At 70.9% G+C, this 13,280-nt stretch carries 8 protein-coding genes and 1 pseudogene; 3 read left to right on the top strand and 6 right to left on the bottom strand.

Annotated features, from left to right (window positions below; all coding sequences use genetic code 11):
• Positions 1–396: 396 nt before the first annotated feature.
• Both ACZ6JS_RS27310 and ACZ6JS_RS27305 read right to left on the bottom strand, forming a co-directional pair.
• Positions 397–980, bottom strand: a pseudogene (locus tag ACZ6JS_RS27310) (adenosylcobinamide amidohydrolase).
• Positions 981–1,388: 408 nt separating this feature from the next.
• Entirely contained in the window at positions 1,389–1,763 is a 375-nt protein-coding gene (locus tag ACZ6JS_RS27305; RefSeq protein WP_469301769.1) for a DUF1330 domain-containing protein, read from the bottom strand.
• A 217-nt stretch (positions 1,764–1,980) separates the two neighbouring features.
• On the opposite strand from ACZ6JS_RS27305, the gene ACZ6JS_RS27300 reads away from it, so the two are divergent.
• Positions 1,981–3,006 carry a hypothetical protein gene (locus ACZ6JS_RS27300; protein WP_469301767.1) on the top strand — a complete coding sequence of 342 codons (1,026 nt, stop codon included), beginning with the start codon at positions 1,981–1,983 and terminating at the stop codon, positions 3,004–3,006.
• A 994-nt stretch (positions 3,007–4,000) separates the two neighbouring features.
• On the opposite strand, the gene ACZ6JS_RS27295 is transcribed toward ACZ6JS_RS27300, so the two are convergent.
• From ACZ6JS_RS27295 to ACZ6JS_RS27280, 4 genes are all read right to left on the bottom strand, one after another.
• On the bottom strand, positions 4,001–4,432 hold the full coding sequence (locus tag ACZ6JS_RS27295; RefSeq protein ID WP_469301765.1) for a hypothetical protein: 432 nt from the start codon (positions 4,430–4,432) through the stop codon (positions 4,001–4,003).
• A gap of 205 nt (positions 4,433–4,637) precedes the next feature.
• Positions 4,638–5,672 (bottom strand): ArsR/SmtB family transcription factor, encoded by a 1,035-nt coding sequence (locus ACZ6JS_RS27290; RefSeq protein WP_469301763.1) that lies wholly within the window; start codon positions 5,670–5,672, stop codon positions 4,638–4,640.
• 476 nt (positions 5,673–6,148) lie between these two features.
• A complete protein-coding gene (locus ACZ6JS_RS27285) occupies positions 6,149–7,720 on the bottom strand; it encodes a S8 family peptidase (protein WP_469301761.1) in 1,572 nt (523 codons plus the stop codon).
• Between the two features lie 823 nt (positions 7,721–8,543).
• Positions 8,544–9,248, bottom strand: a complete 705-nt coding sequence (locus ACZ6JS_RS27280; protein ID WP_469301759.1) for a 4'-phosphopantetheinyl transferase family protein — start codon at positions 9,246–9,248, stop codon at positions 8,544–8,546.
• A 1,148-nt stretch (positions 9,249–10,396) separates the two neighbouring features.
• Here ACZ6JS_RS27280 and ACZ6JS_RS27275 point away from each other — a divergent pair.
• Both ACZ6JS_RS27275 and ACZ6JS_RS27270 read left to right on the top strand, forming a co-directional pair.
• Positions 10,397–10,750: a hypothetical protein gene (locus ACZ6JS_RS27275; RefSeq protein WP_469301758.1), complete on the top strand. Its 354-nt coding sequence runs from the start codon at positions 10,397–10,399 to the stop codon at positions 10,748–10,750.
• A gap of 893 nt (positions 10,751–11,643) precedes the next feature.
• A complete protein-coding gene (locus ACZ6JS_RS27270) occupies positions 11,644–13,275 on the top strand; it encodes a sigma-70 family RNA polymerase sigma factor (RefSeq protein WP_469301756.1) in 1,632 nt (543 codons plus the stop codon).
• The last annotated feature ends 5 nt before the right edge of the window (positions 13,276–13,280 follow it).

Genomic DNA, 13,280 nt, shown 5'->3' with positions numbered 1-13,280 from the left:
CAGGCGCGGCAGGCGCGGCGTCGCCCGGTTCGCCGCGCTGACAGGTTCTGAGGGCACGACGCCCCGATCCGGCCGGACACCGCCGGGCGCTGCTCCGCCTGGCCGACGCCGGCGCCCGCGTCCGCGCCATCAGCCTGCGTGCCAATGCCCCCGCCCCGCCGGTGCGGCCCCGAGGAGCTCAACCCCGATGGTGCAGACGACGCGGCCCTGGCGGTCGAAGCGGTCACCGGCCGAGTACGCGTCAGCCATGGAGGTGGCACCCTGTGACCGGCCGCCCCGCCGCCCACAACCACCAGGCCGTTCGGCGCGCTGCAGCGTCGGTGCGAACACCCTCCGCGCCGCGCCCGAGGCGCACCTGAGGCATGGACCGCGCCGGAACCGCCGGTCGCCCGGGTCTCACGGGCGGGCAGCGACGCGTACGGCCCGGTGTACCGCGCAGGCCACGCGGGCGCCCCACAGCGACCGGGGACCGGTGCAAGCGTGGACCTCTTCACCGGCGCGCGGGACGCGGGCGGCAACGCACACGGCATCCGTGGGCCTGCCCGAGCAGTCGTAACCGCTGTCGAGCAGCGCCTGAACCTTCACCTCGCTCGCCGTGGCGTCGGCGTTGGCCAACGCCGCGTCGGTCACAGCCACCGGCAACGCCACCACGATGTTGATCGTGCCCGGCCCCACGGACACGGCCGCCTCTCCCGCCGGGCAGGCAGCCCAGCCGCGTACGCCCAGTCCCGCAGTGGCAACGGCCTGGACCCCGCCGTCATCCGCCCGGCCGTACGCCCGGTTGTCGGCGGCCGTCATCAGTGCGCTCTCCGGCCCCGTGACGCCGGCGTCACGGGGCCGGTGCGGCGAGGTGCCGGTCCGGGTCGGCACGCCGATAACCGCGCGCCACCTGAGCGTTGAGGACCCACAGGCGTTCCCCGATGCCTCCGCCGAGCAACGGCGCTGCTGATCATCCGCCGGCTGCTGTGGCGGGCCGACAACGGACCCCGGCGGCGTCCACGGCGCGCCGGGTGCGAACGCGGCCCGGCCGCCCTGCGTCTGCACGGACCTCGGGCTCGGGCTGAGGCCGTCGAATGGGTTCATCTGCGTGCGCGCCTGGGTGCCGTAGAGGGCGGCGACGGCGCAGTGGTCGTCGCGGCCGCTACCGCGACCGCCGGGGCAGCCGTGGCCGCGACGAGGAGACGCCAGCGGCGGGATGCAACAGTCTCGGTCTGTCCGGGTCGGGCTCGCGCTCGCACCAGCGCGTCAACGACGGGTCTCACCCAGCGACGGAATGCCGTGGCGGCTCCTCGTTCACGAGCCGGCTCCGAGGGCGCCAGCATGAAGCCGACTGCCCTCCCCGGGAACGCAAGTTCCGGGTCGCTGCGTGCTTCAGACTTCGCGGCCGGCTATAAGGGCAGGCCGAGATCGGTGTCGTCGGGCGGCCTTTCTCCTGCCCGCAGGGTCGCCGCCCTTTCACGCGGGTCGTATGCGGGTCCGACGCCTTCGATCAGCAGCAGGTCTCCTTCGATGTGGTCGGCCCGCAGGTGTTTGATCTCCCGGTACGCGGGAGACCGGTACCAGGCGCGTGCGACGGCCAGATCGGGGAACTCGATCAGGACCATGCTGCCGGGCCAAGCCCCTTCCAGTACCTCGGCGGGCGGGCCGTGCACGATGAAGCGGCCGAGGAAGGGGTCGAGGGTGGCCTGGACGCGTTCGAGGTACTCCAGTATGTCGGGGTGATGGCGCCGGTCGCGCAGATGCGCGAAGCCGTAAGCGGGCATGTCGGGTCCTTTGCCGGTCGGTCGGCGTCCCTGTGCGGGACGACGGGGCGAACGTAGACACCGGGCGCGTCGGGTGGCCATTACCCCCGAGGTAATCGATCTCGGTCACGGTGCCCGGTCAGGCTGGGGCATCGGCGCGGCACAGGGCCGTCGCGGAGGAGACGATCGGGGTGGGCGGATGTTTACGAATCGGCGAAGAATATGGGGGATCTCGTTGGTGGCCGCCGCGGTCACGGCTGCCATCCCGGCCGCGGCCTGGCCCGGCGCAGCGGCGGCGGGGGCCTCGGGGACGGACTGCCCGGTGGCGCGGGCCGGAATCGAGCGGCTCGAAGGACGCATCACGCCCAACGTCTGCGCCTTCCTGCAGCGGCAACTCGCCTTCGGCACGATGACGACCGGCGAACCGCCGCGGTCCGGGGACAAGGCGCTGGAGCATCCCCGTGTCGTGGCCTACCTCGACATCTTCGACCCGGCCGCCACCCTCTGGGAGGCGGGCGGCCCTCCCAAGAACGATCACCGGGTCATCGGCGCCGCCATCGCAGGCTCCCTGAACATGGTCCCCGACCTGCGCTACACCGGCACCGACGTCGTCGCGGACGGCGGCGTGGTGATGTTCGGCCAGTGGAACACGGCCACCGTCAAGGGCCACAAGGTGGCCTACCCGCAAATCGCACGCAACGTCCTGGGCGACGACGGCAAGACCATCCAGGCCCGTCGCTACTACGACCGTCACGTACTGGTCCGCGACACCCTGCCCGACGCCCCCCGGGGCCTGTTCGACGGCATCGCCGACAGCGGCAGGCCGCCCGCCGCCCCGGGCCGGGGCCACGCGAGCGCGACGGCAGCCGAGCTGCCGGAACGCCTGGCCGCCTGGAACACAGGCAACACCGAGGCCCTGCTGCGCCGGATGAACGGCGCCCGGCTGGCCGGACCGGGGCTGGCCGAGCCCCTGAAGACGCAGGCCGGCAAACGGGACTACCTCCAGCGCCTCTTCGACAGGGCCGACCTCGAGCTCAAGGCCGGCCAGGTCGCCTTCGGCAGGACCACCACCTACGTCGAGTGGCACGGCACGGTCACCAGGAAGCAGACCACCCCCACCGGCGAGAAGGGCGTCGCCGTTCCGTTCGGGATCGTGGAACGCTTCGGGCCCGACGGCGCGTGGGAGCTGTACTTCGACACCCTTCCGGTCCTGGCCGACCAGGAGACGATCAGCGCCCTCTTCACGCGCTTGGCCGCCCCGTAACCCACCCCTCGAGGAAGCGGGAACGTCGGGCGAAGCCCGCCCCCGCCCGCGATGCGCTCGCAGGCGGGGCACGGACGCTGGTGATGCGGGCCGCGGTCCGGGGTGACCAGCCCGCTGCCCAGGCAGTCGCCGCCGTAGACACAGGAGATTTCGTTCGATAGTTCGAAGCCTTCCGGCCGGCCGGAAGGCTTTCCGTGTCCTTCAGGAGGATCAGAGGGCACGGCGACCTGGTGCGACACGCCTGGTCCGAGCCCGCGCCCGACGGATGGGCCAGCCGTGACTGGCGCAACGTCCCAGGCGCCGCGCATCCGGTACGCAGGCCCCGGCCGAGGCCGCAGTCCCCGCCCACCGGCCAACAGGCCGCCCCGGCCGAGGCCGCAGGGCGCGTCCCGGTAGAGGCTCGGCGCTGCACCACCCGGGGGAGCGGAGCCGACACGGCGGCGGCCGGAAGGGCCAGGCCCTTCCACCGGTGCGGACCGATACCGGCAGGGGCACGACCTTGGTGGGAAACGCCCCCGGCCGGAAGGGAGCTGCAGTGGTGGACCCGAGGCAGTTCTACGGTGGTAGCGCGCTGTCCACCACTACGCCGGCCGCTGGGCCCCGCTGCGTGGCCCCGCCTCGAGGGCGCTGCTGCTCGTCTCCGTGGCGGTTCTCGCGGTCAGCTGTGTCGGTACGGCCCTCGGCCGCGGCCGGCTTTCTGGCTGCCGACCGCCCTGCGTCTGGCCACATCGGCGCGCTCCCGTTCGACCATCATCCCGGCGGACGCCGTGTCCTGCCGGGCCGCGCCCGGCGCACGCTGGCACCGAACCTGCCGGACCGGCCCCCAGACGAACCTTCAAGGAAGCGTCCGTTCTCCGCGACCGCCTGCCCCGGGCCGGTGGCAGCGTTCCCATCTGCTGGGCGAGTGGGGGAGGGGACTGTGCGGTTGGCAGGCTCACCTGGCCCCGACACCGGCTCCCCAGGCGCCGGTGCCGGGCCGCTGCAAGGCGGTGGGTCAGCTCCGGTAAAGACGAGGAGAGCAGAGCAGGTCCTTGGCATATCCGTCGTCGAGGCAGACGCGTACGAACGCGGCTCCCCCGTAGACATCGGCGGGCACCGTGAAGCGGTAGCTCTTGGTGTTGCCGCACGCTGTATCGGAAAGGGCGGAGCCGGCGGAGCCGATCTGGTTGCCGTGGGAGTCGTAGGTGTACGCCCAGGTGCGCCGGCAGTACGCATTACCGGCCGCGCTCACCGACTTGTGCGTCCCCACCACCTCGACCGATCGGTTGAACCAGGTGACCGTGCCCTTCGTCCACGTGTTCCCGACCGCGACGTTGAAAGCGGTGGGCAGGCCGGCGTCGGCCTGCGCGCCGGCGGCGGGAGCACCCAGCATCGTGCCTGCGGTCAGCACGACGGAACCAAGGGCGGCGGCGAAGTGAGTCTTCATACGATCTCCAGGGTGGGATGAGCCGGTTGCGGCTTCACATCCTGGGCGCGTCGACCACCTGCGGCCTACCTCTTAAGTCACGGCTTAAAGGGGGCGGGGACGGCACGGCGCGGTGCTTCGCGCACCTCGGCACGAGTGAGCGGTGGCAGCCGAACAGGGCGGCGCCACACCCACCGGTCCGACGTCGCGGGCGTCCTCGGACGCCTCACGGTTGCGTCAGGGCACCGGTCCGCAGCAGGGCCAACCCAAGGGGGGTGATGAAGTGCAGTACGGACCCGCCTCGGCGGCTGGTGGTGATGAGGCCCGTGTTCCGCAGCACGGTCGCGTGCTGACTGGCCGCTGCGGCTGTGACGTTGAGGCGGCGGGCCAGTTCGCTCGTCGTGCAGCCTTCTGCTGTCACGTGAAGGGCGGCAGCTCGCGTACGGCCGAGCAGAGACTCCAGGTTCCGCGCTGCGGAGCCGCCCGCTTCCGCCGGTACGGTACCGGTCAACGGCCGGCGGAGAGCGGGCACGGTCAGCCGGGGTGGTTGAGAGGTATCGAGGGGGTCCCACAGAAGGTTCACCGGTCGCTTCGAGAAGATCGTGGGCGTGATGATCAGCCCTCTTCCCCGGAGGCTCACCTCCACTCGGCGCGGGTAGGGAGCCTCGAGCACCGGCGGACGCCAGCGGACCATTGGGGCGCAGACCGAACGCAGCAACAGATCGATGCCTCCCTCCAACACCAGGTTCGCGCAACGGGTGGACAGCGCGACCAGTTCGGCCCGCCCCCGAGGCCAGTAGGGCTCCACCGTCAGCCGATGGCAGGCGCGCACGGCCGCGGCAAGCTCCCGCCGCGCATCGCGGTCGCCCTCGGACACCCGTCTGACCCACGGCAGGTGTCCGGGGTGGAAGTCGAGACCCTCGAACTCGCGGCGCAGCCGGGACACCGGCGCGTGCATCAGGTTGTCCACGGCGTGGTCCAGAGAGGGCACATCACCCATCAGGGCCAGCAGATCAAGCCCGGGGCCGCGCACCGGAACCAGGGACGTCAACGGGCGCGTGTCCGCTCCCAGACGACCCGCGACCGCCGACCGCCACGAGTGGAAGTGAGGCAGTTCCCGGTTCTCCCTCAGCAGCTCCAGGCTGTAGTAGACCTCCGCTGCGACGCCGATCGTGGCGGCCACCCGTGTCCGGGCAAGGTCCTCCGTCGTGAAGTGGATGCGTAACACCGACCGGCCCCCTGCCACCGAAGCGAAGTGCATGAGCGCAGCTCCAGCATGCCCCAACCCGGTCCGCCCCATGAGGCATTCGGGCGTAGGCCGCGCCCAGCCCTCCCTTTATGACGGTGGCCGGTAGGTAGGCGCACAACAACCCCGATCGCTGCGGTACCGGCCATCGCGGATCCCGGCCGGCAGACGCTCCCACCCCATGTCCTGGCCGCCTCGTTCATGCCCATCGAGAGCCCCCGACCCCTTCAGCCCAACTAAAAAGCCCCGCGTCACTCTTCGTCGTCGTCGGACCGGCATCGTCTACGACAGCTGTCGCGCTGCGATCCGTCCGATCGCAGCGCTTCTGATCAGGGACGACATGGGGTCACCGACAACACGATCCGCGACCAACCAGGCAGAAGTGCAGGACGTGCGAAGGGGGCGACCGCATTGCGGTCGCCCCCGCCGTTCATCCGTTCATCCGTTCATCGCGGCTCGGAGGTCACCCCGTGTCGCGTACGCTGCTGCGCTCAGAACTGCAGCGCCCAGGAGTCGATCTTTCCGGTGTCGAGGTTCGCGTTGTCGTTCACCCGCAGCTTCCACACGCCGTTGGCGACCTCGGAGGAGGCGTTGACAGTGACGCTCTTGATGATGTTGTCGGCGCTGCCGCCGGAGCGGTTGTGCAGGTTGTACAGGGTGCCGTCGGGTGCGACCAGGTCCACCTTGAGGTCGCCGATGTAGGTGTGCTTGATGTCGATCGCGACGGTCAGCGCCGCCGGGGCGTTGCCGGTGACACCGCTGACGGTGACGGGCGATTCGACGGTCGCGTTGTCGCTGATCGCGTAGTCGGCGGTGTTCTCGAAGCGCTTGCCCGGCGGGACGGTGCCGCCTTCGCCGACGTTGAGCAGCAGGTTGGGGGAGCCCGTACCGGGGCTGGTCACCACATTGGGAGTGGCTGCCGCGACCAGGGCGTCACGGACCTGTGCCGGGGTGCTCGAGGTGTTCTGCGACAGGTACAGGGCCGCCGCCCCGACCACGTGCGGCGTGGCCATGGACGTGCCGGAGATCGTGTTGGTCGCGGTGTCGCCGGTGCCCCACGTGGAGGTGATGGAGGATCCCGGCGCGAAGAGGTCCAGGACGCTGCCGTAGTTGGAGTAGCTCGCCTTGGCGTCGGAGCTGGTGGTGGCGCCGACGGTGATGGCCTCGGTGACACGGGCCGGGGACTTGGTGGAAGCGTTCGTGGACTCATTGCCCGCTGCGACGCCGTAGGTGATGCCGGAGGCTATGGAGTTGCGGACGGCCGTGTCGAGTGCGGAGTCGGCGCCGCCGCCGAGCGACATGTTGGCGACGGCCGGCTTGACGGCGTTACGGGTCACCCAGTCGATGCCCGCGACGACCTGGGCGGTCGTGCCGGAGCCGTTGTTGTCGAGGACGCGCACGCCGACGATCTTGGCCTTCTTGGCCACGCCGTACGCGCCGCCCGCGACGGTGCCGGCGACGTGCGTGCCGTGGCCGTGGCCGTCCTGGGCGGTGTTGTCGTTGTCGATGGCGTCGTAGCCGTAGGAGGCGCGGCCGCCGAAGTCCTGGTGCGTGATGCGCACACCCGTGTCGATGATGTACGCGGTGACGCCCTCACCGGCCTTGTCCGGGTAGGTGTAACTCTGGTTCAGCGGGAGAGCGCGCTGGTCGATCCGGTCGAGGCCCCAGGACGGCGGGTTCGGCTGGGTCGCGTCCACGGTGAAGGCGCGGTCCTGCACGACCGACTGGACCGCCGGGTCGGCGGCGAGCTTCTTGGCCTGCGCCTCGGAGACCTTGACGGAGTAGCCGTTGAGGGCCGCGCTGTACGTGCGGTCGATCTTGGCGCCGTAGCGCTTCGCCACGGCCTTGCCGCTGTCGGCGGTGGAGCGGGCCGCGGAGTCCTTCAGGGTCACGATGTAGCTGCCGGAGATGCTTCCGGGGGCGCCGGCGTTCTCGATGACGCCTTGCGCGCCGCTGTCGGCGGCCGAAGCGGGCAGTGCGGCGGCCGCGCCGAGCGCGAGGGCCGCGACGGCGGTCGCGCTGATGCCGGCGAGCCTCCGGCGGGTGTGACGCATCACGGACATGTGGGGGGTCCTCCTCGTGGGTGGTGCACTTCGGGGATGGAGCGGAGATGACTGCACACAGGTACCGCCATGGACATGACAACCCGTCAACTCATCTCCGCCTCCGAAAGGTTGACCCACCGCGGGCCTGCCCACAAGGGGCCGACGAGCGCGTAACATCCTTGCCATGTCCCGGCCATGATTGAGCAAAGACGCACCGCACATGACGCGGGCACGGCCGGCTGGCCCCCCCGGTGACCGGAAGCGCGCCGCCCGGGTACCCGTACCGTTGGTGCTGCCCGGACCACGGCGGCCCGCGGGGCGCGATTTCACGCCGGAAACGGTTGTGGCCGCCCCAACGGCCGGAGACGCAGTCTCCCTCGCACTGTCACGACTCACCGCCGCCACTGCCTGGGCCGCTGGGGTGCACCCCGGGCGGAGTGGCGCACTCCAGCAACTCCGCGGACGCAACGGATTCAAGCCACGGCCCACGCCCCGGCGGGGCAGCGGCCGTACAGGACGGGTGCGGCGCCGCCGGCCGAAGCCGACGGGCGCGGAGGCCGGCGCAGCGGCGCGGAGACCGCGGCGGTCGCCTACGGCGCATGCGGGAGCCGAGTTGTGAAATTTTCGTGAGCGGGCTCGGGCGGCGGGTACGGCCGGAGCCGTTGCGTGGGTCAGGCAGCCGAAGCGAGACGATCCGGCTCAGCGCGGGCGGACGGCTGGTTCAGCCAGGTGCCAGGTGCCAGGTGCAAGGTGCCAGCGCCGGTGCCGGGTGTCAGCGCCGGGTGCCGGGCGCCTGGTGTCAGGGGCCCCAGCTCACGTCTCAAGTGTCAGCTGCGTGGTGTCAGTGGTGGGTGAGGGTGGCGAGTGCGGCTTGGTGGTGGGGTGGGGCGGGGAGGTCGGTGAGGTGGTGGCCGGGGATGGTGGGTGGGGTGGGGTGGGTGCTGACGTAGGGGTGGGTGAGGCCGTTGGCGAGTCCGGTGCCGGTGGCTTTGAGGCAGGCTTCTTTGCGGGCCCAGCAGCGGGCGAGTGCGGTGGGTTGTTCGTGGGTGGGGAGGTTGGTGAGTTCTTGGGTTTCGGTGGGGTGGAGGAGGTGGAGGACGTCGGTGACGGTTTGGTGGGTGGGGTGTTCTTCGATGTCGATGCCGACGGGGGTGGTGGCGAGGGCGATGTAGGCGTGGTCGCCGCTGTGGGAGAGGGAGAAGTGGAGGGGGTTTCCGGGGAGGTTGGGGCGGCCGTGGGGTTGTCCGCAGCAGGGGCAGTCGTCGCGGGTGAGTTGGATGGTGTGGGGGGGTTGGTGGAGGTAGTGGGCGAGGAGGATGCGCAGGGCGAGGTGTGAGGTGGTGTAGCGGTGGGTGAGGGCGGGGGTGTGGAAGCGGGTGGCGCGTTCGCGTTCGTTGGTGTCGAGGATGGTGTGGGCGTCGGTGATGTGGTGGCCGCCGACGGTGTCGATGGTGGTGTTGAGGGCCCAGATGATGGGTGTGGTGGGGGTGGGTGGGGGTCCGGGTGCGGGCGGGTTGGCGCCGAGTTGGTTGATGTGCTCGATCACGCGTGTGAGGGTAATCGAGGTAACCGGGTGACGCTGTGGCCGCGCGAAAGAGACGAGACGTGCGGGTGGGGCAGGTGAGGCAGCGGACCGGCCTGGCGGCGCGGGACAGGGGCGCGCCTCGGACCGGCCGGACCTGGAACGCCGGACCCCTGGCCCCGGCCCTGGCCTTGGACACACCACCGCCTGCGCGGCGGCTTCATGGCATCGCAGGCGTCTGTGGCGCCGGTCTGAAGCCGAACGCCCGACTTCCCCCGGCGCGCGACCATCGCCGGCTGGATGCAGTGGAGGGTCTGATGCTGGTGCGGATTGTGCGGACCTGTCCGCCCATCCATCCAGGGGGATGCCCGGACGGCGGAGAGTCGGTACTTGTTCCTGCGCCATCGGCACGGTGGAGGCTTCGTCGAGCGGCATCCTGAACTCGACATCGCTCTACCGGAATCCGGCAACGGGGGCTTCTCGGGCGTCCTGGCCGAGTCGGACGACGGCGCCGGCAGCGGAGTGATCAGCCTTCAAGCCTTCTCGCGGCCCCGGGTTTGGTGTTGGCGGCAGGCGGATCGGTGACCTGGCGTCGCACAGCAAGGTCTTGTGTGGAGCCGGATCATGACGACCGCTGCGGGGCCGCGCCCAGGAAGGCGCAGCGTCGCTCACGTCGAATCGGGCGGCATGGCCCGGGGCGGGCTTGAGTTTGGTGATGCCCGGTCGACGACGTCGGCCGTCGTGCACCGCTTTTCGTCGAGGCCTGACGGCCGACCGCCGCGTGAGCCCCCTGCGAACGACGGAGGCACGGCTGCCGGTCCTCTGCGGGATGCTGCGACACCAGCGACGGGCACCGTGTAGCCGTAGGCCATGCAGGTGTCGTCGGGTCCGGCGTGATGACTTCTCGCAATCGGACGATCCGGTCTCGACTGATGGGGTGCTGCGTACGCAGGAACTCGTCCTGCTTGTCGTATCCATCGAGTGTCCAGACGACGTTCCGACGTGCGGCTGCGGCCATCCGGCGATTTCACGTGCTGTCCCATAACCGCTGTTCGCGGCCATGACGTGGTGGGGAAACTGCGTGGCTCTTCCCTTCCCCACGCCGGTATCGTCCGATCCCGGACCAGCCGTACCAGCAGCCCCCCCACCCCGCGTTCAGAGAACGGATTCACATGACCGGCCGACGAGCAACGACGACCCTGTGGCGCCCCACCGGCCCCGAGGAGTTGTCCCTGGTCCGCGAGATGAACTGGCGCGCTTGGCCGCCGCGGCTCCCGGAGCAGCCGATCTTCTATCCGGTCCTCGACGAGGACTACGCGATCAGGATTGCGCGGGACTGGAACGTGAAGCACAGCGGTGTCGGCTTCGTTACCCGATTCGAGGTCGACTCGGAGTTCTTGAGCCGGTACCCCGTCCAGCAGGCCGGCGGGCGGACGATCCTCGAGCTGTGGGTGCCGGCTGAGGAGCTGGACGATTTCAACGCCCATATCGTCGGCGAGATTCAGGTGGTCCACGAGTTCCGCTGAGGCAGGTCGGTTTGCCAGTGCCCGGCCGGCGGCGCGAGGCCACGAATCCGGTCTGCCACCTGCAGGCAGTCGACGCAGCCTTCGAGGGGGGCAAGGGAGGCGAACTGGTACTGACCCTGGGTGAGTTCGGTAATCCCGGCTGGGAGGTCCGCACGGCCGACACCGGGGGTGCCGAGTGCAATCCAGTGACACTGTCCGGACCCAGGTCAATGACTCCGGACGCGTGGGACGGCGCGAACCGGTCTTTGCTGTGGAGCAACGTACCGGATGGCCCCGTCCGCCGGCTCTCCCCGAGCCGGCTCTTCGCGCCCCGTGCGCCGTCGCACACGAGGCGCCCTCAGGGGAGCCGGACACCGCGAACAGCCCGGCACGGCAGGGGGGTCGCGCCTCGCAGCGCGCCCCCCGGGCGTCCCCCCGCCCGCGGGGGACTGCAGTCCCGGGTGCGCATGACGCGTCTTCGCGGCATGACGGATATTCCGGTTCGTGTGATCCTCCCGACCGCAGAAGAGGAAGCGTGGGAGGAGTGCACGAAACGCAAGCTCCCCCCGGAGGGGCGTGCCGCAGCGAACGAGGAGGTGGCCTCGGCGATCGAACAGGCTCACTTAGCAGGCGGGGAACTGGAGCGGCAGCCCCAATACTGGTCATACATAGGCTAGTTGAGTCGGACGAGCTTATTTTGTCGTGTCAGGGGCCTTGCTGGCCTGCCTGGTTGATCCGCGCGCACGGAAGGCGCCGACCGGTGCCGTCCGTGCCCCCGCGTCGACGACGGCGTGTTGCTTGCAGCCCGACGACGGTGCACACTTGCGCGAATTCCGGATGGGCGCAGCGTCGCACCCCATGCCAGACGTACCCGGATTCGACGCCCGGGTCACCAGCAAGCCACACTGGAGCACTTGTTGAGCACACCGGGTACCGGCCGTCAGCGGCATCTTCGAAGCCTCGACGACGGCGAACTCTGTGCCCTGCTGCGTGGGCACCCCTCGGAGTCCCACGCGGCGGCCAGCGACGTGATGGACGAGGTCTTCGCCCGTCACCATTCCTCCGTGCTCGCCTACGCGCGCACGTGCTGCCGAGACCTGTCCACCGCCCAGGACCTCACCGCCGAGGCCTTCGCCCGCACCTACCGGGCCATCGCCTGGGGAACCGGGCCCGAGTACGCGTGGCGGCCCTACCTCCTGACGTGTGTGCGCCGTCTGGCCGCCGCATGGGCGCGGGAGGCGGACCGTACTCGGCTGTCCGACGACTTCGAGGAATGGGCCGCGCAACTCTCCGCCGGCCAGGACGCCGAGGACGCCGTCTTCACTGCGGAAGAGGGGTCGCTGGTCCTGCGCGCCTACCGTTCGCTGCCGGAGCGCTGGCAGGCCGTACTGTGGCACTCCGTCGTCGAAGGCGAGCCGGCGGCCGAGACCGCGGCACGCCTCGGGATATCGGCGGGAGGCGTCGGATCACTGGTGGCGCGCGCACGGGAAGGCCTGAGGGAGGCGTACCTGCGCGCCCATCTGGACCAGAGCGCGAGCGACGAGTGCCGCCACTACGGGGGGCAGATCGCTGCCAGGCTGCGCCGACCGGGCAAACGCCTCACACGGGACCTGGCCCGCCACCTCCAGGGGTGCGACGACTGCGCACGGGCCGAGCGTGACCTGCGCGACGTCAACGGCCGTCTGGGCGTGCTGTTGCTCGGCGGGATCCTGCTGTGGAACCCCGCGTCCTTCCTGTCGGCCCTGGGCGGGAACGGCACACAACTCGTCGCGGCCACACTGAAGGGGACGCACCTCGCCGGAGCCAAGGCCGGCGCCGTGAAGTGGGCGGCTGCGGCGGTTGTGGTGGGAACGACGGCCACCGCGGCCGTCCTGCTTCCGGCCGACTCCGGCAGCAGCGGGTCGGGCCGGTCCGCAGCCCCCGCGACGACCCCTGCGGCCCCGGGCGGCCCGCTCCCGGAGGCAGCGCCGATCGCGGCCATCGGATCGGCGGCCTTCGCCACGGCCCCCGCCACGCGGCTCCCTTCCGCCCCCCCGTCCGCCACCGCCTCCCCCTCCGCCACACCGACCTCGGCGTCGCCATCGCCGGACCGCACCGGTGCCGCCCTCGTCAACGTCGCCTCGGGACTGTGCGTCGGCCTTGGCGGTGCGGACTCCGACGGCCCGTTGCAGTTGGAGAAGTGCACCGGCAAGGCCGACCAGGGGTGGCAGCGGCTGCCCGCCCACCCGAACACGTACCAGCTCCGCAACGCCGGCACCGGCACCTGCCTCGACGGGACCACCGGTGGCGGGAACGTCGCCGAGGTCACCCTCCGCGCCTGCCGGACCGGCGCGGACCGGGCGACGCAACTCTGGCGGTTCGAGCAGGACGCACGGTACGGCGCGTACCGGGTGTGGTTCGTGCCGAAGGTGCCGCACAGCGACTACGCAGACCATCTGCTGGGCCCGCGGAACTGGCCGAAGGCCGACCCGCCACGTCCCGGGTCGCAGATGGTGCACCTGCCCAACTACTACAACTCGGCCAACCTGCTCTTCGCCCTGAGGTGAGTCCG

Source organism: Streptomyces sp. NPDC046349 (assembly GCF_055587885.1).
This window is presented reverse-complemented; position numbering and strand designations above follow the sequence as displayed.

Excerpts from the sequence above, each read along its gene's own strand:
- ACZ6JS_RS27305 (WP_469301769.1), bottom strand. The coding sequence starts at position 1,763 with ATGCCCGCTTACGGCTTCGCGCATCTGCGCGACCGGCGCCATCACCCC.
- ACZ6JS_RS27295 (WP_469301765.1), bottom strand. The coding sequence starts at position 4,432 with ATGAAGACTCACTTCGCCGCCGCCCTTGGTTCCGTCGTGCTGACCGCA.
- ACZ6JS_RS27290 (WP_469301763.1), bottom strand. The coding sequence starts at position 5,672 with ATGCACTTCGCTTCGGTGGCAGGGGGCCGGTCGGTGTTACGCATCCAC.
- ACZ6JS_RS27285 (WP_469301761.1), bottom strand. The coding sequence starts at position 7,720 with ATGTCCGTGATGCGTCACACCCGCCGGAGGCTCGCCGGCATCAGCGCG.
- ACZ6JS_RS27275 (WP_469301758.1), top strand. The coding sequence starts at position 10,397 with ATGACCGGCCGACGAGCAACGACGACCCTGTGGCGCCCCACCGGCCCC.